The organism is Ulvibacterium marinum (assembly GCF_003626755.1).
Taxonomy (GTDB): Bacteria; Bacteroidota; Bacteroidia; order Flavobacteriales; family Flavobacteriaceae; genus Ulvibacterium; species Ulvibacterium marinum.
The window spans coordinates 1,029,091-1,049,324 of sequence record NZ_RBCJ01000002.1; the positions used below are offsets into that span (position 1 = coordinate 1,029,091).

Consider the following 20,234-nt stretch of genomic DNA (forward strand, 5'->3'; position numbering starts at 1 on the left):
AGAACCTGAATTAACTTCTACAAACCTCAAGGGCATTTCACAGCCCTTTCCATATTAATAAATAACCGTATCTTTGCCGCTTAATTAACGCCGCCGGTATGGCAGGTGTTGCGCTGAGTCCAATGGGTTATATACGATAATCGCTCTATGCAACACACATATTTGCGATTAAGTAAAACACATTATGACAAAATTTGAAGCATTGGGGCTGCAACAGTCCCTTTTGAATGCTGTTTCCGATATGGGCTTCGAAACCCCCTCGGAAGTACAGGAAAAAGCAATCCCAATTTTATTGGAGGGAGAAACCGATTTGGTAGCCCTGGCCCAGACGGGAACGGGAAAGACAGCAGCATTCGGGTTTCCCCTGATACAAAAAATCGACAGGGAAAGTAGAACTACCCAAGGACTTATCCTATCCCCTACCCGAGAACTCTGTTTACAAATAACCAATGAAATGCAATCGTATTCCAAATACGAAAAAAGCATAAACACGGTTGCCATCTATGGAGGAGCGAGCATTACCGATCAGGCCCGACAAATTAAACGGGGGGCACAGATTGTAGTGGCAACGCCAGGAAGAATGAAAGATATGATAGGCCGTGGTCTGGTGGACATTTCAAAAATTGATTATTGTATTCTGGACGAAGCGGATGAAATGCTCAATATGGGCTTTTATGAGGATATTAAGGATATCCTTTCCAATACACCTAAAGAAAAATCCACATGGCTGTTTTCCGCAACCATGCCAAGAGAAGTGGCCCAAATTGCCAAAAAGTTCATGCACCATCCACAGGAAATAACTGTTGGCGCTAAGAATTCCGGGGTGGATACGGTACAGCACGAATTCTATGTAGTTGGCGGAAGGGATCGTTACCCAGCCTTAAAACGATTGGCGGATGCCAATCCCGATATATTTTCGGTTGTTTTTTGTAGAACCAAAAGAGATACCCAGAAAGTAGCCGAAAAGTTGATAGAGGACGGCTACAACGCAGGAGCGTTGCATGGTGACCTTAGTCAAAATCAACGTGACTTGGTGATGAACGCCTTTCGCAAGAAACAGATACAAATGCTAGTGGCAACAGACGTTGCCGCAAGAGGTATAGACGTCGACGATATTACCCATGTAATCAATTACCAACTTCCCGACGAAATTGAAACTTACACGCACCGAAGTGGAAGAACTGGAAGAGCTGGAAAATCAGGGGTTTCCATGGTCATTATCACCCGCAGTGAAATGCGCAAGATAAACGCCATCGAGAAAAAGATAAAACAGCAGTTTATTTCCAAAAAAATACCTACAGGTATGGAAATCTGCGAAATACAACTGTACCATTTGGCCAGTAAGATTAAAAATACGGAGATCAACAAGGATGTAGAAAACTATCTCCCTGCAATATATGATGTCCTTAATGGCATTGATCGGGAAGAGCTCATCAAAAAAATGGTCTCTGTAGAGTTCACGCGCTTTTCCAATTATTACAACAAGACCAAAGACCTGAATTCATCCGATTCAGGGGAAAGAAGGGGAGGGAAGGATAATAATGCTTCCTTTTCCTCAAATGGATCCGTTCGTTATTTCATAAATGTCGGCGAAAGGGACGGATATGATTGGATGTCCTTGAAAGATTTTTTACGCGATACCGTTGGCCTGGACAAAGAAGATGTATACAAGGTAGATGTAAAGGAAAGTTTTTCCTTTTTCAATACGGATAACGGTGTGTCCGAAAAAGTATTATCCACCTTTACAGATTTTAAGGTAGACGGACGGTTTGTGAATGTGGAAGTTTCCAACAACCCTGGAGGTGGACGTGGCAATCGAGGCGGCAAAGACAAAGGTCGTAGAAGGGATAAAGACCGGGGACGTGGTAAAAGAAGAGATCGCGGTCAAGGCCAGGCAACCTATTCGGGCAAAAGAAGGAGCAAAAAGAGAAAAAGTGATTTCTTTTAGTTAATTGTATATTAAAAAATACGCCTAGGCGTATTTTTTTGTTTTGTTTCGTAGATTTATTTTGGAATTTTAAGGTTAATGCGGAAATATCAAATATTTATCTTCTTTGTTTTTTTAAGCCTTATGGGGATTTCCCAAGAAGAGGAGGAACAGTTAGAAGATGGTAAAATATCCGCAACGGTCATTAATGCACAGACCAGTGTACCCATGGAAAGTGTACATGTAGTAAACCTTAACCAAGTCCGGGGTACCATAACTAATGAAAATGGCCAATTTTCCATTACTGCCACTGTTAACGATACCCTGTATTTTTCTTTTTTAGGTTTTAAGTCACAGAAAATCCGGGTAACCAATGACATGTTCAAGTTCAAGGACACCAAAATTGCGCTTACGGAGCTGGCTTATGCATTGGAGGAGGTAATTGTTACACCTTACCAACTCACGGGCTATCTGGAGATTGATGTGAAAAACCTTCCTATAAACAATGCATATCAATACAGTATTTCAGGACTTTCAGTTAGCTACGAAGCGGGCAATAAAAACCCTAGCGCCGTTACCAAAGTATTAGGTGCCATATTGAATCCAGCCGATTTACTTCGAAACCTCTTTGGCAAAAAGCCAAACCAGATGCGAAAATTGCGGAAGATGAAGGAGGACGATGAAATTCGGAATCTTTTGGCCTCAAAATTCGATAGGGAAACGTTGAGGGAATTCCTGCAACTGGAGAAGGTGGATATAGAGGATATCCTTAATAGTTGCAATTATTCCAAATCTTTTATAAGGACCGCAAACGATCTTCAGATTCTGGATGCCATAAGCAGCTGTTACGAGGAATTTAAGGTTCTGAACAGAAAAAAATAATTTTTTTGATTTCCCCACTGCATTTTATAGCTTTAGACAAAATAGATGCCCATGAGAAAACTGCTTATTGCTAGTATCGTGCTCCCCATTTTTTTTGCCTGTAAAAACGAAAAAAAAGAATCCCCTCAAGAGACTATCGTTATGAGAGATTCCCTCCCCGAACCTAGGAATGAAAAGCCCTTTGTTTGGGAGGGTGCCAATATTTATTTTTTATTGACCGATCGTTTCAACAATGGAAATCCAAAAAACGACATCAATTTTGAAAGAACCGATTCCACAGGTACACTAAGAGGTTTTATGGGTGGGGACCTTGAAGGAATTACCCAAAAAATTGAAGAAGATTATTTTTCAGAGTTGGGCATAAATGCCATCTGGTTTACCCCGGTAATCGAACAAATTCATGGTGCTACGGATGAAAGTACCGGTAACACCCATGGGTATCATGGGTATTGGGCAAAAGATTGGACGGCTCTGGATCCGAATTTTGGCACAAAGGAAGATTTGGAAAATTTGGTCAAAACCGCCCACAAGAAAGGGATCCGGGTTCTCATGGATGTTGTTTTGAACCATACGGGGCCGGTGACACCAAAGGATTCCGTTTGGCCTGAAGAATGGGTACGGACGAATCCCACCTGCGAATTTACTACGTATGAGAATACCACCGCTTGCACTTTGGTGGATAATTTACCCGATATACGAACAGAATCTGATGAACCGGTAGAACTTCCAGATGCTTTGCTTGCGAAATGGAAAGAAGAAGGAAGGTTGAGTCAGGAATTGGATGAATTGCAATTGTTCTTTGAACGTACAGGATATCCCAGGGCCCCAAGATTCTACATTATAAAATGGCTTACGGATTATATACATGACTTAGGAATTGATGGATATAGAGTGGACACGGTGAAACATGTGAACGAAAATGCTTGGGCCGATCTATACAAAGAGGCTACGCATGCCTTTGACACTTGGAAGAAAAAACATCCCGATGATATTCTAGATGATGCCCCTTTTTATATGGTGGGTGAAGTTTACAATTACGGTATCTCAGGCGGAAGGGAGTTCGATTTTGGCGATAGGAAAGTGGATTTTTTTAACTACGGTTTTAAAAGTCTTATCAACTTTGAGTTAAAAGAGGATGCCCAACAGGGCTACGAAACAATTTTTAAAAAGTATAGCAGCCTCTTACACACCAAACTAAAGAATAAGAGCGTGGTAAACTACCTCACCTCACACGATGATGGGGAACCGTATGACATGGAAAGGAAAGACCCCATAAGGTCGGCCAATGTACTTTTACTTACCCCAGGCGCATCTCAAGTATATTATGGGGACGAAACTGCAAGAAGTCTTGTCATTGATGGAAGTGTGGGGGACGCTACCTTACGTTCATTCATGAACTGGGAAGAATTGGATAGTCTATCCACAACCCAAAACACCCTTGTTCATTGGCAAAAATTAGGGAAATTTAGGCGAGATCATCCAGCAATTGGAGCGGGAAAACACAAAAGATTGGGCAAAAAACCATATGTTTTTAGCAGAACCTACATGGATGGGGAATTCAAGGACAAGGTGGTTATAGGTTTGGATCTTCCTAAAGGGAAAAAATCACTTTGGGTCAAAGGTTTCTTTGGAGATGGCACCAAACTTTACGACACCTATTCCGAAACAGAGGTTGAGGTACGGAATGGCAAAGTCCTTTTGGAAAATGACAATACTATTGCATTATTGGAATTGGCAAACAATTAGGTGAAATTTTTTTTATTAATCCAAGAAAGAAACAAGTTGTTTAACTGATTTGCTATAGTACCTTTTCCGTCAATGAGTTACAAATCACGATACGCGAACCCTAATAATTTTTGAATAAGGATTCAAATATATCTATCTCTGACGCCTATTCCAGAAAAGTTCAGCTTCTGGAATGAAAAGCAATCCTATTGTTTTCAGTGTCCTCTACCAGGGCCATAAAGCCGTGGCCGTCTCCAATTTCTGTTTTTCCCTTTAAAATTGTACCACCTACCCCTTCTACCCTAGCGAGTTCTATGTCAACATCTTCGCTCGAAAAATAAATTAAGGGCCCATGGGTAGGGCTGGCATTATACATTTCATGCTGGACCAAAGAACCTGTCGCCCCGGGCTTATTAGGTGCATTTGGAAACCACCCCATTATAAATCCATCCAGGTCATGGACGGAAATTGTGATATCAAAGACCGTCTCATAAAATTTCTTGGCCCGCTCCATGTTGGTCACGGGTATTTCAAACCACCCTACCATATTGTAATCCATACCTTTCATTTTTCGAGATTTGACTTCAGGGTAGCAAGCCCCTCTTCAAAATCCTTTCCTACCATTTTGTCCATGCTCATAAACAACATCATAATACTCATAGGAAACTTGTTTTTACCAGTAAATCCCCAGGTAACTTTGGTTTGCCCATCTCCACCCTTGACCTCCATATAACAATCCGAGGTGGATTTCCATGGCTTTAAAAAACGTAGCTCGGATTCTACTCGCTCACCTTCTACAATTTTGGTAATTTCCTGTTCTCCTTCCCCCACATCTTTATTGCCGTTCCAATAACTCGTTGCTCCAACTTCTCCATCCGTTCCCGTGAATTTCTTCTCCATATTGGGATCTTTCTTTGCCCATGGAGACCACTCATCCATCTTTTTCAACGATCTTAGGTATTCAAAAACTTCTCCTTTTGGCCTGGAAATATTGATTGATCTGGAAACATCATAGGTCTTTGGTGCCAATAATGCCAATACTAAAAGTAATAAAATGATTCCCGCTAGAATGTAAAGTATAATAGTCATTTGCTTAATTATTAGTTAGTTATTGGAACAATGTAAGAAAAAAATCAATTCTAGCTATGGTATCTTTTTAATATTTCCTCTATGCTTTTAATAGACTTTTTGGTCCAGTCCAATCGTTTTTCCAATTTTTCCTTTTCCGTCAATTGCCAGGAAAGCTTTGATTTTCTTAACTTTTCGGTAAGGACTTGAAGCAATATCGCGGCGGATACCGAAACATTTAGACTTTCAGTAAATCCGACCATAGGTATTTTCAAAAACCCATCTGCTGCATGGATAACCTCATTGCTAAGCCCTTCCTTTTCGGTACCGAAGAATAGTGCGAGCTTAGTATTAATTTGGAAATCTTGCAATAAACAGGAATCTATATGAGGTGTTGTGGCAATAATTTGGTAACCGTCTCCTTTTAACCTAGCCAGGCAATCCTTGGAATCATCATAACGATGTACATCTACCCATTGCTGCGCTCCCATGGCAATATTCTTGTCCAATCGTTTTCCAAAGCGACTTTCGATAACATGGGCCTCTTGTATCCCGAAAACCTCACAGCTACGAATTATTGCACTTGTATTGTGGAACTGGAATACGTCCTCGATGGCAACGGTAACATACTTGGTGCGCTTTTCCAAAATCTCCAAGAATCGATTCTTGCGCTCAGGACTAATAAACCCCTCCAAATACGTTAAAAGTTTTGGGTCTGTCATATGCCGAATATAATAAAAACCTTATTTTTAAAACGATGAGGAAAAAAGTAGTCGTCTTGACCGGGGCAGGTGTAAGTGCCGAAAGCGGTATCAAAACATTCCGTGATGCAGATGGCCTATGGGAAGGGCACGATGTTATGGAGGTGGCATCCCCAAATGGCTTTGCCAGCAACCCGAAATTGGTATTGGATTTCTATAACCAAAGACGTAGACAACTTTTAGAGGTGTCCCCCAATGAGGCGCATATGGCATTGGCAAATTTGGAGGCACATTTTAAAACAACGATCATTACCCAGAACATAGACGATTTGCATGAAAGGGCGGGAAGCACTGATGTGGTGCATTTGCATGGAGAATTATTCAAAGTACGAAGTACAGGAAACCAAAACCTGATTCTAGATTGGAAAAAGGATTTGAACTGGGGTGATGTATGTGAGGATGGCCATCAATTGCGCCCCCATATCGTATGGTTTGGGGAACAGGTGCCTATGATAGAGAAGGCCATCGAAATCACCCAAAATGCCGACGCATTGCTTATAATCGGAACTTCCATGCAAGTATATCCGGCAGCGGGATTAATACAGTACACCCCAGACGGAATACCCATTTACTTCATTGATCCAAAGCCTAACCTAGCGTCGAACAATCATGAAAATCTGGTAGTTTTAGCAGAAAAGGCTTCGGTAGGAGTGCCTATTGCGGTATCTCGTTTAATTGATACAATAACCTAGTCTTTTTAGCCCATGCGATTATAGACTCGCGTTGCTCGTTGGTCAATCTTGCATTTTCGTGAGTCCAGGTATATTCTTTTAACGGCATTTCGTCATTCTCTATCATCTCAATTACCTCTTCTAGTTTATGGTCCTTCTTTTTGACGGAATAATCATCCCAAGCAGAAAAATTCAAATGTTTTTTGCCATCCTTCACATGATTGGCCAACCAAAATGAAATTGGAGCAACGTTATTGTACCAAGGATATACGGTATTGTTGCTATGGCAGTCATAGCAGGTTTCTTCCAATACAATCCTTAATTCCGGCGCGGGGTTGGTCTCTGCTAGAAAAATTTCAGTGTGATTGCCATGTGCTAAGTTCTTTTCCGGCCTAAAAAACTGGATGGCTATTAAAATCGCCAATAGCGCTAAAGAAATTTTTTTTACTGTTTTCATGATTTTATATTTGAGGCAAGGTGAAAATACAATTTTTGTGACCAAAACGGAATTATATCAATCTTTAAATTATGTGGATGCCACAAGAGAAAAGCGTACCCAAATGGCTTCGCTGATTTTGGACAATCCAGATTTGATTCACCCACTTCTTGAAATTGTTTTTGAAGAAAAAGATCCCATTTCCAATCGGGCTTCCTGGGTCCTAGAGTATACGCTTAAAAAAAAACTGCATTACATTTATCCTCATCTCGACTTTTTAACTTCGAATATGAGTGATGTCCGCTTGGACTCTTCGGTAAGGCCTCTGGCCAAAATATGTGAATTCCTGGCAAAGGCCTACTTTTCAAAAACGAAAAACGAAGCGCAAAAAGCGTTACGGGAGAAGCATTTGGAAGCAATCGCCGCTGCTTGTTTTGATTGGCTCATAGGAGATTACAAAGTAGCTGCAAAGGCCTACTCTATGACATCCTTGCTCTTGCTAGGACGAAAATTCGATTGGATACATCCCGAGTTAAAAATGGTGTTGGAGCAGAACTATGCGGAAGGCAGTGCGGCGTACAAGGCCCGAGCCAGAATGATATTGGCAAAAATAAAATAGGAAGTCCCAAAAACTATTTCTTTAGAAAATGGACTTCCAAGCTTCAACCCATCACGATTTAAAAGCAGACACTTGGAAAGCTTAACTTATGGAGGATAAGCTTTTAAACTCCCCCGCTTATAAGTATCTTTGCAACTTGCTTTAACCCACCAATTTTAGAATTCATGTCCTTGAATCCATTAAATGCAATTTCGCCCATAGACGGCAGGTATAGGACCAAAACAGATGCTTTGGCCAACTTTTTTTCTGAAGAAGCCCTGATAAAGTACCGTGTTCGGGTAGAGATTGAATATTTCATTGCGCTTTGTGAGATTCCTCTACCGCAATTGGAATCGTTTGACCCTACAAAATTTGCTAGGCTCAGGGAAATTTATCAAAATTTTGACACTACACATGCGAACGATATTAAAGAGATAGAAAAAGTCACCAATCATGATGTAAAGGCCGTTGAATATTTCATCAAAAAAGAATTTGACACGCTTGGATTGGAAAAGTATAAGGAGTTCATCCATTTTGGTCTCACTTCCCAAGATATCAATAACACGGCCATTCCTTTATCCTTAAAGGAGGCCCTAAACGAAGTATATGTACCCCGATACCTTGAAGTTTTTGAAAAGTTACAAGAACTGGCGGAAGAATGGAAGGCAATCCCAATGCTGGCCCGTACCCATGGGCAGCCCGCCTCACCTACCCGACTTGGAAAGGAGATAGCTGTCTATGTGGAGCGATTAAAGGAACAGTTTAACCTTCTTAACGACATTCCCAGTGCTTCCAAATTTGGAGGGGCGACGGGAAATTATAATGCGCATAAAGTGGCATACCCAGATTTGGATTGGAAGCTATTCGGAAAGGAATTCGTTCAGGAAAAACTCGGACTACACCATTCCTTCCCCACTACACAAATAGAGCATTATGACCATATGGCCGCCCTTTTTGATACTTTGAAGCGTATCAATACCATTCTCCTGGATTTGGACCGGGATTTTTGGACGTATGTTTCCATGGACTATTTCAAGCAGAAAATTAAGGCTGGGGAAGTTGGATCTTCAGCTATGCCTCACAAGGTAAATCCAATCGATTTTGAGAATTCGGAAGGTAACTTGGGCATTGCCAACGCTCTTTTTGAGCATCTGTCGGCAAAACTTCCCGTATCCAGGTTACAGCGCGATTTAACGGACAGTACCGTTCTCAGAAATATTGGAGTGCCTTTTGCGCATACCGTCTTGGCTTTTCAATCCACATTAAAGGGATTGAACAAGTTACTGCTCAACGAGGACAAATTTGGAGAGGATCTAGAGAATAATTGGGCAGTGGTCGCGGAAGCTATTCAAACTATCTTGCGTCGTGAAGCCTATCCCAATCCCTATGAGGCATTAAAAGGATTGACCCGAACCAATGAAAAAATCAATCAGGAATCCATTGCCAAATTTATAGATACGCTAGAAATTTCCGATGCCATTAAAAATGAATTAAAGGCCATTACACCAAGTAATTACACAGGGATATAAAAAAATCTGCCCGCTTAAAACGGACAGATTTTGTGCAATAATAGTATCCAAATAGGTGTCAGCCTTCCTTGTGAATCTCAACGGAATGTGGATATGGAATTTCAATGCCTGCGGCATCAAGAGCCAATTTAGCACCCTCATAAGTTGCGAAATATACATCCCAATAATCCTCTGGCTTGCAAAAAGGCCTAACGGCAAAATTGACAGAACTGTCCGCTAGTTCCATTACGTTCACCGAAGGAGCCGGTTCTGGCAACACCTTAGGGTTTGAGGTAAGCACTTCCATAAGGACCTCCTTGGTCTTTTTAATGTCCTCACCATAACCTATCCCAACAACGGTATCCACCCGAATCTTTCCTTCCTCGGTATAGTTAATGATGTTCCCATTGGCCATGGCTCCGTTAGGAACGATTGCCAATTTGTTTTCTGGCGTAGTCAGTTTTGTAGTGAAAATTTCTATTTCCTTTACCACCCCCAAAACACCTTGGGCCTCTATAAGGTCACCTATGCGATATGGCTTAAATATCATAATCAGAACGCCCCCTGCAAAATTGGAAAGTGATCCTTGAAGTGCCAAACCTACCGCTAAACCGGCCGCAGCGATAACGGCAGCAAAGGTAGTGACATCGACACCAAGTGTAGAAATAACGATAATAATAAGTAGTACCTTCAACGCCCACGAAGCCATATTCAACAAAAAGCGTTGAAGGGACTCGTCATAACTACTTTTGCTCATTACTTTACGGGTAGTCCCAATTATCTTCTTGATAATCCAAGAACCGACAATGTAAATTAAAATAGCGCCCAATACTTTGGGGCCATATTGGATGACAAAGTCTATTCCTTTGTTCATCCAAACTTCAGCTTCTTCCATAACGGTATAATTTTAGTTAGTGTTAATAGTGCTCAATATAGCAATTTAGTCCTGAAAAGGAAACGCTTTTATTAACTACCAAAATAGACTCAAGCCTGTACAAATAAAAACCGCTTTGGGAAATCCCAAAGCGGTTTTTATTCAGTGTTTTTAGTATTGATAATTAAATCAGTCTTTAAAAAAAGAGCCTATATCTGCAAGGCCTTCGCCCCTGTAATCAGATTTTTCAAGAGCTTGTATAAACTGTACCAACTTCGCCGGATTCATATTTTTCCCTAAGATACGGACCAACATAAATCCCTTGTCATCACTATCCCCATAAATAACCACTTCATCAATGGCATCTTCGTCGCCAAGATACTTTACCGTACCCCTGCCATAACTCGTATTCACCTTCATTAATTCCGTGAACTTACTATTACTAAGAATAGCCTTTACGTTTGCTTTTTCCAAGGTGTAATCCGATGCGTTCTCAGGGGTCTTTTTGAATGCTAGAATATTCATCTTCCTCAAAGTTTCCAGTGCTTCTCGTTCCTCAGAGTTCAACTCCGCCTTTTCTACATTTAAAAGACTCACTGGAAGGTCCACTGATAAAAAATTAGGGTTATCCGCATTGTCCACATAATATTCTTGAAGGCTTTGATTGGACGAACAAGCCGCCAAACTTAAGAAAAGTGATAGTACAAAAATTGATTTTGTGATTTTCATATGTATTAGTTTAAATGGCCATAGCGTTGGCCTACGGTTCTTTGATTTCTTTACTTATTACCTACTTTGTTCAATTCGTCCGGAAGATTCATTTTCTTGGTAAGGGCACTTACTTTATTCAAATCAATATCACCTGTAAGTGACACCAAAATAGATTCGAATTTCCTGCCATCTATGCCTATATGGGAATCATTGATACCTTGGACAAACATCAACAGTTCATATACATGATCATCGTTCTTTCCATTTTTGATATAAAATTTCACATTGGCATCTTTATCCTTTACCCGCATCAATTCTTCCAGTGAGGAGGATTTTACATACTTCCTTATGGTGTTGTGCATATCCGTTGAGACTCCCTTATCTTCGGTAATAAAGACCTTTATACCATCAAGGCCCCTGGCAACATCAACAAAATCCTTGGCCTCTTGATCACCATCATCTATATCTATTGAACTTACAAGATTAATCAATCCCTTGTTGATAACCACGGACCCTACGTTGTCCATGTCCTCATACTTATCAAAGATCGATTGGGAAAAGCCCAACAAAGGCGTTACGGCCATTAAAAATACTACAACTACTTGTTTCATGATGATTGTTTTTGATTGATGAATGATTCTATTAATTTCTTTTTTTTCCCGCCTTGTTCAATTCCTCGGGAAGGTTCATTTTATTAGTAAGGGAACCTATTTTGTTAAGGTCTATATCGCCAGTCAAGGATAACAGTACAGTTTCTATCTGTCGCCCATTGATGTCTACGCCTTTCATTTCTTCCCGGCCCTTTATACCGGTAACGAACATTAAAAGTTCCCGAACATGGTCGTCATCCTTTCCCGGTCGTATATAAAATTTCACATTGGTATCCTTATCTTTTACACGCATCAGTTCTTCCATGGAAGCTGATTTCAAATATTTGTCCACCGACGACTTCATATCCGCGGAAACGTTATTATCTTCCGTAATAAAGACCTTAAGGTTGTTCAAACTTTTGGCGATATCCATAAATTCCTGCGCTTCCGGATCATCTACCTCTACATCAATTTTAGCCAAGAGATTAAACATACTCTTGTTTACCACTACGGCGCTTACGTTGTCCAAATCCTCATATTTATCAAATAGGGACTGGGAAAATCCAATTAAGGGCAAAGCCGCTATTAAACTTGTTATAATAAACTTTTTACTATTCATGATCTTAATTTTAATTGTTGTTGTAAATTTTTTGTTTTGTTTCTTCAAACTGATTTAAATAAGCTATTTTTTTGGTGCCGCGACCAAAGTTTTCGGCCAAAAGGTCCAATGCCTTCCTAGTTTCCTTATAGGCAAATTCCGCTTCTTTTTGTTCTTGGTAATCCCGATAGCGATCGGGGCCAAAATAGATGCCAAATGCAAGAACTGCTACTGCTGCAACGGAAATCCACTTGTAGTAGTTTTTTCTAGGTTTTAGTGGAACCTGTCTGGTAAACCGTTCTTTTTTGGCATTGGAAAAATACTGGAACAATGGGGCATACTGTTCAAGATGTGGTGCCACCTTCCCTTTTGAAAAATAGATTTTTAGGGCCTCTTCCTCGGCTACCGTAGTGGAAGCCTCAAAATATTTTTCCAACAATTTTTCTATATTATCCAATTCCATAACTATGTTTTTTCATCAATTTTTCCCTTACTGTTTTCCTTGCCCTAGATAATGCTACCCTTACGGTACTGGGTTTCATATCAAGCATTTCGGCAATCTCGTCATAATCATACTCTTCCACATCCCTTAGCTGCAATACCATTTTTTGTTGTTCCGGCAATTCTTCCATTATTTTCTGTACCCATGAAGCACTATCCTTCGCCTCAACCTGTCTTTGCAAAGGGGTACTAGTTTCTCCATAATTGCTATGGACGAGCTTCAAATTCCCTGCCTGTCTTGACTTTAATCGATCTAAACAGAAATTTTTTGTCATTGTCATAGCAAAGGCCTCCACATTGTTATAACTCCCGATTTTTTCATTCTTTGACCATAGTTTCAAAAGAATTTCCTGTGTAGCATCCTCGGCCTCTTCGGTAGAGACCAACAAGCGCTTGGCAAGCCTATAAAGCTTATCCTTAAATGGCATTACCACATTTAAAAACTCCGATTGTCGCATTTTGGTTCGGTTATTGCTAATACTATGCCATAACGGGTTACAATAGCAAGACGAGTTACGTCCAGTTTTGTTACAAAAAAAATTTTTGCCCAATATGTAAGTAATTTGGGCAACCGTAAACTAAATAACTACGTATATTATTCGTAAACGTACAATATAAATCCAATATTCTTTGTTATAACCATTGGAATGATTATTGGGCGGAAACTTGTTTTGAAATAAAGCTATGAAAAGAATACGGTTCCTGCTTTGGGCAGTGCTATTTGTATTTGCCTCTTGTAAAAAAAGTGATGATAACATTGTCCCTGAAAACATGGGGGAACAGGTGGAACAATCTCCAGAAAGTTCCAAGTCCCTAGCAGACTATCCAGCCCAAAATTTCATGTGGCAAACCATGAACGTCTATTATTTTTGGCAAGACGACGTTCCCGATCTTGCGGATACCAAAATCGATGATTTAGAGGCCTATGTGGAGTTCCTATCCTCGGAGGCAAATCCTGGAGACTTTTTTTACAACATATGCAACAATCACGAGGCGATTGTGGGTGAGGATGCGGCCATAGACCGTTTTTCTGTTGCCGTGGAAAATTATAAGGATTTGGTAAATAGCCTACAGGGTGTTTCAAGAAGTAATGGCCTGGAGTTTCAGCTGTACCTATTCCAAGGTAGTAATGATATATATGGAGTAGTCACCTACGTAGCCTTGGATTCCGATGCTTCTACCAAGGATATTAAAAGAGGTGATATATTTGTAGGGGTAAATGGTCAAAACTTGAATCTCAACAACTATCTAGACCTTTTGTTTGGCAGCGAGGATACCTATACATTAAATATGGCAGATCTTGTTGATAATACTATAACCGATAACGGCCAGGAAGTAACTCTGACGAAAATCGAGAATTTTGCCGAAAATCCAATTCTGGTCTCTACGGTAATTGAGCAAGCGAGCAACAAAATTGGCTATATCATGTACAATTCGTTTTTAGCTGCTTATGACGAACAATTGAACAATGTCTTTGGAGATTTCAAAAGTCAAGGGGTCAACGAGCTTGTTTTAGACTTAAGGTATAATGGAGGTGGTCGTGTTACCTCTGCCATTCAAATTGCGAGTTCTATTTATGGTGCAAGGACCGATGAAGTATTTATACGACCACGTTTCAATAGTAAATTGCAACCGGGCAACGGTCAACCGGACAATTTTACCGCTACTACCTTGGAAGGTACAGCTATTAACGAACTTAATCTTTCCAGAGTCTTTATCATCACCACCGGTGGTACGGCCTCTGCAAGTGAATTGGTCATCAATGGACTGGAACCTTATGTTGATGTTGTACAAATAGGTACAACTACCGTAGGCAAAAACGAGTTTTCCAATACCTTTGTGGATGACCCCGAAAATGGAAATTTCTACGATCCCAACCGGGAGGAATTTATAAATCCGGATAACCAATGGGGCATTCAACCCTTATTGGGCAGAAATGAAAATGCCGATGGTTTTTCCGATTATACGGCAGGTCTATCCCCTGATTTTGAGCTGCAAGAAGATATTGCCAATTTGGGAACTTTGGGAAACCCTTCGGAACCGCTCTTGGCATTGGCATTGAGTCGTATTTCCGGCGAGAGTGCCAAAATAAGTTTACAACCCGCATTTACTGCGGAAGTATTTTCAAATTCTATTTGGTTTAAACCTACAAACAACAAAGCATTGATGGATGGTTTACTGGAACCTTTCAATTAAGACCCCAATAAATAATTGTATGAAATATAATGCCCGCCCCTTGAGCAAGAAACTTAAACTACTTCTTTTTTTAATAACAGCCTTTTCAGGCGTTTCCTGTAACAATGACGATGGCAGTGGAGGATTTGTACTCCCCAAGACCGCCAAGGCAGACCAGAGTTTGGTGGAAACTGATATTACGGTACAGAATTTTATGTGGAAGGCTATGAATTTTTGGTATTTCTGGCAGGCCGAAGTACCTAATTTGGCCGATGATGCCTTTGCCTTGGATGCCGAAGGTTCACAAATGTATACTGAGTTTTTGGCCTCCGAAGACAACCCGGCTGATTTTTTCGACCAGCAATTACTCTTTAATCAGGATCGATTCAGTTTCTGGGCTGAAGATTATGAGACATTGACCAAATCCCTTGCAGGTGTATCACGAAGTAACGGCTTGGAGTTCGGCTTAATAAGTTTTTCGGATAATGATGATATTTTTGGATATGTCCGCTATATAGTACCCAATTCCGATGCTGCTACCAAAGATATTAGTCGCGGAGAACTCTTTACCGGGGTAGATGGCCAGATATTGAACAATGACAATTATGTTGACTTATTATTTGGGGACAATGATACGTACACCCTCAATATGGCGGATATAGATGGTGAAGTGGTTACCCCAAATGACAAGGAGGTTACCTTGACCAAACAGGAAAACCTTGCCGAAAATCCGGTTTTTCTAACCCGTTCTTTCGATATAAGCGGGGAAAAAATCGGATACCTCATGTACAATGGTTTTACCAATGAATATGATGAAGACTTGAACAATGCCATCGGGGAATTAAGGTCCGCTGGAATTACCAATCTAGTACTCGATTTACGCTATAATCCTGGGGGCTCCGTAAATACGGCTCGCTTGCTTTCCAGTATGATCTATGGCACAAACACCAGTGACCTATTCCTAAGGGCGAGGTATAATGATAGGCTACAACCCTTGTTCAATGCCGAAGATCTGGAACGCAATTTTACGGACAAGTCAAGTGATGGTTCGGCGCTAAACAGGCTAAATTTTACTAAGGTATATATTTTGACCTCGGGAAGTACGGCATCTGCGAGTGAATTGGTCATCAACGGACTTGCACCCTACATTGATGTAGTTCAAATTGGCGAGACAACCCGGGGAAAGAATGAGTTTTCCGTGACCATGGTCGATGACCCGGATCATACGGGAGCACCCTACGTGTATACCCCTGAGCGTGAAAATAAAATAAATCCCAGTAACCGATGGGCCATACAGCCTCTTATTGGTAGGAATGAGAATGCCGATGGTTTTTCGGACTATACCGCTGGACTGGTCCCAGATATAGCCTTGCAGGAAGACCTGGCCAATCTAGGGGTGCTTGGTGATTTAGACGAACCGCTGCTGGCAAGGGCCATTCAGGATATAACGGGGTCCACATCAAAACGAAGTTTTTCCGTGAAAATGCCGGCAAATGTGATGACCAGTTCCAAAATGTTCACTCCCATTAAGGACAATATGTATGTGGATGATGTTCCAAAATTGGATTTGTCCCTTTTGGAGTAGTTTTGGGTTTGTAATAACAAAAAACGGCTTGTTAAAAACAAGCCGTTTTTTGTTTCGCAATTTTAACTCAGTACCCTATTCTTTTCCGGGATACTTCTAAAGTTAAAAATCAAAATCCCCGTTGAAATAGACCCCGGTAGGAATTATGGAAACCTCCTCAGAGGTCAATAACGAATTGTCTCCAAGGTCATAAACTTCCAACGAGCCATTGCTCAAAAAGTTCTTGGCATCCACTCCGAACAATTTACCTTCGTTAATGCTCATGTCGTAAAAGTTCAAATCGGTAATATCCGCTGCAGTAGGAAGTGCCGTATCGGTTACGCCCATGGAAAAGATACTGCTGGACATGTAATAATACAGATTATCGTCGTTCTGGGATAAAAAACCAGGATGTTCCGTTTGGGCAAAAGTGAGGGTAGTTTCCACCGTGTTGGAAGTGGTATTTACCTTATCCAACTGTCCTGCGGTTTCATTACCGGTCCAAGCGGGATTTCCCCCCGAGAGCACCCAAAGTTCATCGTTTACCAATTGCATGGAGTTGGGCCGATCGGCTACGGTAATGGTTGTTGTTACCGCATTAGTAACTGCGTCTATTACGGAAACAATATTGTTTTGGCCAAAACCACCCTGATGAGCTACATACAATACATCATCTTTTGCCAATATCCTTTCCGGACCTTCAGCTACTGCAATCGTCGATTCTACGGTGTTGTTGTCCAGGTTCAGCACCGCCACAAAATCGTCATCTGGGTTGGATCCGTCCCCCCAGTTGGTTACGTAACCCTTTCCGTTGGCAACTGCCATATAACGGGGATTCAAAAAGTCCGTCTCGCCTGGCCCTCCGATTGTACCCACCGATTCAAAGGTATAACGGTCGACAACCTCGATTTTTTGTGAATTGTTCACCACAATATAGGCCATATCACCGTTGAAGGTCATGCTTTGCGCCGTATCTCCCCAGGCGTCCACTTCATTGACCTCTTTGAAGATACCATTCTGAACCAAGGATAAATCATCGTTAACAAATGATACCGAAGCATTTCCAGCTCCAAAATTCCCTTCATGCAGGACCAGAATCCCATTTTCAAAAGGGAAGGAATCATTGTCCGTAAGTGTTAGGGTCAGAGAATTTGCAGAACCGATAAAATCCGTCCCTCCATCCACGGCCGTCAAGGTTATGATTATCGCCTCACTGGATTCCACCTCATCATCATCGTTAAGTGTCAATTCCAATGTCGTCGAAGTCTCCCCCGTGGCAAGTGTAAGCGTTCCGGGCAAGGCTCCAAAGTCCTCACCGGAAGTTGCACTACCGGTGACTTCATAAGTCAATACCACATCGGTGCCAAAGGCCTCGGTAGATGTAAAGGTAAGAGTAACGGGGCCTTCCGCTTCGGAAAACGTATCTCCGGAAACCGAAATTCCCACTCCAGGTGCAAAAGGTGTATCGTTGTCATCGTCACTACATGAGGTAAACAACAATCCGGCCATGGCCGTAATCATAAAGAATCTGCTTTTTTTCATCATCAAAAGTTTACTATTAATTGGGTTTGAATATTTCTATTGGGCATCGGTCGTAAGGCGATGTTTTCGTAATAGGTATTGAAAAGATTGTTTACGGTACATCCTACGCTATATTGTAGTTTTCCCTTGGTATTGGGAGAATAGGTAATTCCTGCATTGGCGACTTGATAACTCTCCAACGAGCCCCCAATGATGGATACCTCGCCGGTATACAAATGCTGGTAGAAAACGGCAAAATGGGAAATACGATAGGCAAGTGAAGCATTGCCCCGGTGAAAAGGGACATAAATCAATTGCTCGTTGGTTTCCCGATCTTCGGAAACGGTGTACGAATAGTTGGCCTTAAAATCAATTTGCTGTTTTTTGTGGATGGGATACGTTACACCCAGTTCACCTTCCAAACCATAAATCTGCACTTGATCCACATTGGTAGGAGACCATAGTCCTTGAGTATTGGGAAGCCAACGAATCATATCCTCGGTACGGATATAATAGCTGTTGAGATTAAATGAAAATCCGCCAAATTGCAAGCGATGTCCCAAGTCAATTTGATAGGAACGTTCCGGAACAAGGTCCAAATTACCCCCAGGCTGCCAGTATAAGTCATTAAAAGTAGGCATCCTGAAGTTTCTGGATGCGTTAATTTGTAGACCATAACGGTCGCTAAACTTATAGATACCATCCAGGGAGAAAACCATGGGATTGGAAAAATCCGAAGAAAAATCCTGTCGTAGGCTAAGATTATAGGTCATTTTTTTTGATACGGCATGCTTTAATACAGCGGTGACCGAAGCATCATTACGTTCGGGATTGTCGAAACTACTACCCTTACCCTTGAAATGGTTATATTCCAAAAAAGAGTTTAATCGGAATACTTTTGAAAGTTCTACGTCCAAAGAATAACGGGCCAACAAAGTAGTAACCCTCCCGTCGGAAAAAATGTCGGAATCCCTATTCTCAAAAAACTTGAACTCCTCATGCAAATGGGCCAGTTTTACTTTTGAAGTCGCCTTTTCCCCTAAACGCCCCCACTCTACCTGGGTACGGTAATGATTATCCTTGTATCGACTTCTGCCAGGAGCGACCAGAGTACCGGAAAGATTGCGATCCCCAAGAAAGCTTTGGTGATACAAGCGTAAAACTTGTTTATCGGAAAGAATGTAACCTGAGTTAAAGTTTAGGTTGATATTCTCAAATTCCCCATTGCGATTGCGGTCATCGCTCTCCAAATACCTATAATTGTTATTTGATCCTGCATAATTGACACCAAAATTTGTGGACCATTTACCGGTTCCAAAACTCTGGTTGTAGTTGGCATTCCGAGTATCAAAACTCCCGTAGCCCATAAACACCTGCTGGTCAAAATGCTTTTCAAAACGCAGGTCATTATTCAAATGTACACTGCCACCGATAGCGCCGGTACCAAACTGGACACTGCCTCCACCGCTGCGGATACCCACGGAGCTATAGTTGAACGGATTTATGGTATTGAAATCCACTTGACCGTTCATTTGGGAGTTGATGTTTATCCCGTTCCAGATAACAGCGGTATGTGAGGCATTGGTGCCCCTAAACGCCGGGGAAGATACCATGCCCAATCCGTTTTCCTTAAAATAAATATTGGAATTGAAGGCCAGCAGCGAGGTTAGAAAAGTACCGTTCCGTTGTATGGTACTATCCTTTAGCTCAGTCACCTTATGTCCTTCGGCATAACGTCTTATGCGAGTATCGGATACGACCACTTCCTCCAGTTCCCAAATAGGTGTTTCCTGGGCGGAAAGTTGTCCCGAATAGGACAATGCGAATAATAATAGTATGAATACCTGCTTTTTCAACTTTTAAACCTTTATCCCGAAAGTTTAATACGACTTGTTTGAATTTGGCAGGTCTCCTGACTTGCTTCAAGTTGTTTGGCCTTCCCATTTACACTGATTTTTTTCAATGCGAACAGTGGCTTTGAAGAAACAACATCCTCTTTTCAGAGGTGCCGGAATATATCCGGCAGAAGCTTACAGTTGCGGGAACAGTTCCAGATTTTCACTGGATTCCCTTTTAATCCTATGGTCTTAAAAACCATAAGAACCAAAATTCAGGACGAAAGTA

Annotated in this window: 20 protein-coding genes and 1 riboswitch; of the genes, 8 read left to right on the forward strand and 12 right to left on the reverse strand. The window is 41.3% G+C overall.

Features of this window, described 5'->3' with window-relative positions:
* Window positions 1-184 precede the first annotated feature (184 nt).
* The 3 genes from D7Z94_RS11720 (at window position 185) to D7Z94_RS11730 (ending at window position 4,555) form a co-directional block, all read left to right on the forward strand.
* Entirely contained in the window at window positions 185-1,948 is a 1,764-nt protein-coding gene (locus D7Z94_RS11720) for a DEAD/DEAH box helicase (protein ID WP_120711725.1), read from the forward strand.
* A gap of 123 nt (window positions 1,949-2,071) precedes the next feature.
* Window positions 2,072-2,809: a carboxypeptidase-like regulatory domain-containing protein gene (locus tag D7Z94_RS11725; protein WP_394347429.1), complete on the forward strand. Its 738-nt coding sequence runs from the start codon at window positions 2,072-2,074 to the stop codon at window positions 2,807-2,809.
* 51 nt (window positions 2,810-2,860) lie between these two features.
* Complete coding sequence (locus tag D7Z94_RS11730; protein ID WP_120712043.1) at window positions 2,861-4,555, forward strand: alpha-amylase family glycosyl hydrolase; 1,695 nt, start codon at window positions 2,861-2,863, stop codon at window positions 4,553-4,555.
* A 160-nt stretch (window positions 4,556-4,715) separates the two neighbouring features.
* Here D7Z94_RS11730 and D7Z94_RS11735 read toward each other — a convergent pair whose 3' ends face one another.
* From D7Z94_RS11735 to D7Z94_RS11745, 3 genes are read right to left on the reverse strand one after another with little or no spacing between them, the layout of a single operon-like run.
* Window positions 4,716-5,102, reverse strand: coding sequence for a VOC family protein (locus D7Z94_RS11735; protein ID WP_317125778.1), 387 nt, complete (start codon window positions 5,100-5,102; stop codon window positions 4,716-4,718).
* A complete protein-coding gene (locus D7Z94_RS11740; protein ID WP_120711727.1) occupies window positions 5,099-5,623 on the reverse strand; it encodes an SRPBCC family protein in 525 nt (174 codons plus the stop codon). The genes D7Z94_RS11735 and D7Z94_RS11740 overlap by 4 nt, the downstream gene beginning before the upstream one ends.
* 50 nt (window positions 5,624-5,673) lie before the next feature.
* Window positions 5,674-6,324: a TrmH family RNA methyltransferase gene (locus tag D7Z94_RS11745; RefSeq protein WP_120711728.1), complete on the reverse strand. Its 651-nt coding sequence runs from the start codon at window positions 6,322-6,324 to the stop codon at window positions 5,674-5,676.
* Between the two features lie 35 nt (window positions 6,325-6,359).
* On the opposite strand from D7Z94_RS11745, the gene D7Z94_RS11750 reads away from it, so the two are divergent.
* Window positions 6,360-7,055: an SIR2 family NAD-dependent protein deacylase gene (locus tag D7Z94_RS11750; RefSeq protein ID WP_120711729.1), complete on the forward strand. Its 696-nt coding sequence runs from the start codon at window positions 6,360-6,362 to the stop codon at window positions 7,053-7,055.
* Here the strand turns inward: D7Z94_RS11750 and D7Z94_RS11755 are convergent.
* Entirely contained in the window at window positions 7,018-7,491 is a 474-nt protein-coding gene (locus D7Z94_RS11755; RefSeq protein WP_120711730.1) for a heme-binding domain-containing protein, read from the reverse strand. The genes D7Z94_RS11750 and D7Z94_RS11755 overlap by 38 nt on opposite strands.
* Before the next feature lie 37 nt (window positions 7,492-7,528).
* Between D7Z94_RS11755 and D7Z94_RS11760 the strand changes: the two genes are divergently transcribed.
* A complete protein-coding gene (locus tag D7Z94_RS11760; RefSeq protein ID WP_120712045.1) occupies window positions 7,529-8,089 on the forward strand; it encodes an adenylosuccinate lyase in 561 nt (186 codons plus the stop codon).
* A gap of 164 nt (window positions 8,090-8,253) precedes the next feature.
* Window positions 8,254-9,597, forward strand: a complete 1,344-nt coding sequence (gene purB, locus D7Z94_RS11765; protein ID WP_120711731.1) for an adenylosuccinate lyase — start codon at window positions 8,254-8,256, stop codon at window positions 9,595-9,597.
* 58 nt (window positions 9,598-9,655) lie between these two features.
* Here the strand turns inward: purB and D7Z94_RS11770 are convergent, their stop codons facing one another.
* The 6 genes from D7Z94_RS11770 to D7Z94_RS11795 all read right to left on the reverse strand — a co-directional run bounded on the left by D7Z94_RS11770 (window position 9,656) and on the right by D7Z94_RS11795 (window position 13,308).
* Window positions 9,656-10,471, reverse strand: coding sequence for a mechanosensitive ion channel family protein (locus tag D7Z94_RS11770; RefSeq protein WP_120711732.1), 816 nt, complete (start codon window positions 10,469-10,471; stop codon window positions 9,656-9,658).
* Between the two features lie 168 nt (window positions 10,472-10,639).
* Window positions 10,640-11,179 carry a DUF4252 domain-containing protein gene (locus tag D7Z94_RS11775; protein ID WP_120711733.1) on the reverse strand — a complete coding sequence of 180 codons (540 nt, stop codon included), beginning with the start codon at window positions 11,177-11,179 and terminating at the stop codon, window positions 10,640-10,642.
* Window positions 11,180-11,229: 50 nt separating this feature from the next.
* Window positions 11,230-11,772, reverse strand: coding sequence for a DUF4252 domain-containing protein (locus D7Z94_RS11780; RefSeq protein ID WP_120711734.1), 543 nt, complete (start codon window positions 11,770-11,772; stop codon window positions 11,230-11,232).
* A 31-nt stretch (window positions 11,773-11,803) separates the two neighbouring features.
* Window positions 11,804-12,370 (reverse strand): DUF4252 domain-containing protein, encoded by a 567-nt coding sequence (locus D7Z94_RS11785; protein WP_120711735.1) that lies wholly within the window; start codon window positions 12,368-12,370, stop codon window positions 11,804-11,806.
* Between the two features lie 10 nt (window positions 12,371-12,380).
* Entirely contained in the window at window positions 12,381-12,812 is a 432-nt protein-coding gene (locus D7Z94_RS11790; RefSeq protein WP_120711736.1) for a hypothetical protein, read from the reverse strand.
* Complete coding sequence (locus D7Z94_RS11795; RefSeq protein ID WP_120711737.1) at window positions 12,799-13,308, reverse strand: RNA polymerase sigma factor; 510 nt, start codon at window positions 13,306-13,308, stop codon at window positions 12,799-12,801. Before D7Z94_RS11795 ends, D7Z94_RS11790 begins: the two co-directional genes overlap by 14 nt.
* Window positions 13,309-13,534: 226 nt before the next feature.
* Here D7Z94_RS11795 and D7Z94_RS11800 point away from each other — a divergent pair, with 226 nt between their 5' ends.
* Together D7Z94_RS11800 and D7Z94_RS11805 are read left to right on the forward strand one after the other, a co-directional pair.
* Entirely contained in the window at window positions 13,535-15,046 is a 1,512-nt protein-coding gene (locus D7Z94_RS11800; protein WP_120711738.1) for a S41 family peptidase, read from the forward strand.
* Between the two features lie 19 nt (window positions 15,047-15,065).
* Window positions 15,066-16,610, forward strand: coding sequence for a S41 family peptidase (locus D7Z94_RS11805; protein ID WP_120712046.1), 1,545 nt, complete (start codon window positions 15,066-15,068; stop codon window positions 16,608-16,610).
* 102 nt (window positions 16,611-16,712) lie between these two features.
* On the opposite strand, the gene D7Z94_RS11810 is transcribed toward D7Z94_RS11805, so the two are convergent.
* Both D7Z94_RS11810 and D7Z94_RS11815 read right to left on the reverse strand, forming a co-directional pair.
* Window positions 16,713-18,131, reverse strand: a complete 1,419-nt coding sequence (locus D7Z94_RS11810; RefSeq protein ID WP_158594626.1) for a DUF5074 domain-containing protein — start codon at window positions 18,129-18,131, stop codon at window positions 16,713-16,715.
* A gap of 2 nt (window positions 18,132-18,133) precedes the next feature.
* A complete protein-coding gene (locus tag D7Z94_RS11815; protein ID WP_120711740.1) occupies window positions 18,134-19,966 on the reverse strand; it encodes a TonB-dependent receptor plug domain-containing protein in 1,833 nt (610 codons plus the stop codon).
* Window positions 19,967-19,995: 29 nt separating this feature from the next.
* A riboswitch (cobalamin riboswitch) is annotated at window positions 19,996-20,233 on the reverse strand.
* Window position 20,234: the final 1 nt, after the last annotated feature.

What these genes read in the sequence shown, in the direction of transcription:
- D7Z94_RS11745 (WP_120711728.1), bottom strand. Translation starts at nt 6,324, where the DNA reads ATGACAGACCCAAAACTTTTAACGTATTTGGAGGGGTTTATTAGTCCT.
- D7Z94_RS11785 (WP_120711735.1), bottom strand. Translation starts at nt 12,370, where the DNA reads ATGAATAGTAAAAAGTTTATTATAACAAGTTTAATAGCGGCTTTGCCC.
- D7Z94_RS11770 (WP_120711732.1), bottom strand. Translation starts at nt 10,471, where the DNA reads ATGGAAGAAGCTGAAGTTTGGATGAACAAAGGAATAGACTTTGTCATC.
- D7Z94_RS11790 (WP_120711736.1), bottom strand. Translation starts at nt 12,812, where the DNA reads ATGGAATTGGATAATATAGAAAAATTGTTGGAAAAATATTTTGAGGCT.
- D7Z94_RS11805 (WP_120712046.1), top strand. Translation starts at nt 15,066, where the DNA reads ATGAAATATAATGCCCGCCCCTTGAGCAAGAAACTTAAACTACTTCTT.
- D7Z94_RS11780 (WP_120711734.1), bottom strand. Translation starts at nt 11,772, where the DNA reads ATGAAACAAGTAGTTGTAGTATTTTTAATGGCCGTAACGCCTTTGTTG.
- D7Z94_RS11810 (WP_158594626.1), bottom strand. Translation starts at nt 18,131, where the DNA reads ATGAAAAAAAGCAGATTCTTTATGATTACGGCCATGGCCGGATTGTTG.
- D7Z94_RS11775 (WP_120711733.1), bottom strand. Translation starts at nt 11,179, where the DNA reads ATGAAAATCACAAAATCAATTTTTGTACTATCACTTTTCTTAAGTTTG.
- D7Z94_RS11730 (WP_120712043.1), top strand. Translation starts at nt 2,861, where the DNA reads ATGAGAAAACTGCTTATTGCTAGTATCGTGCTCCCCATTTTTTTTGCC.
- D7Z94_RS11735 (WP_317125778.1), bottom strand. Translation starts at nt 5,102, where the DNA reads ATGAAAGGTATGGATTACAATATGGTAGGGTGGTTTGAAATACCCGTG.
- D7Z94_RS11800 (WP_120711738.1), top strand. Translation starts at nt 13,535, where the DNA reads ATGAAAAGAATACGGTTCCTGCTTTGGGCAGTGCTATTTGTATTTGCC.
- purB (WP_120711731.1), top strand. Translation starts at nt 8,254, where the DNA reads ATGTCCTTGAATCCATTAAATGCAATTTCGCCCATAGACGGCAGGTAT.
- D7Z94_RS11755 (WP_120711730.1), bottom strand. Translation starts at nt 7,491, where the DNA reads ATGAAAACAGTAAAAAAAATTTCTTTAGCGCTATTGGCGATTTTAATA.
- D7Z94_RS11720 (WP_120711725.1), top strand. Translation starts at nt 185, where the DNA reads ATGACAAAATTTGAAGCATTGGGGCTGCAACAGTCCCTTTTGAATGCT.
- D7Z94_RS11740 (WP_120711727.1), bottom strand. Translation starts at nt 5,623, where the DNA reads ATGACTATTATACTTTACATTCTAGCGGGAATCATTTTATTACTTTTA.
- D7Z94_RS11725 (WP_394347429.1), top strand. Translation starts at nt 2,072, where the DNA reads ATGGGGATTTCCCAAGAAGAGGAGGAACAGTTAGAAGATGGTAAAATA.
- D7Z94_RS11795 (WP_120711737.1), bottom strand. Translation starts at nt 13,308, where the DNA reads ATGCGACAATCGGAGTTTTTAAATGTGGTAATGCCATTTAAGGATAAG.
- D7Z94_RS11750 (WP_120711729.1), top strand. Translation starts at nt 6,360, where the DNA reads ATGAGGAAAAAAGTAGTCGTCTTGACCGGGGCAGGTGTAAGTGCCGAA.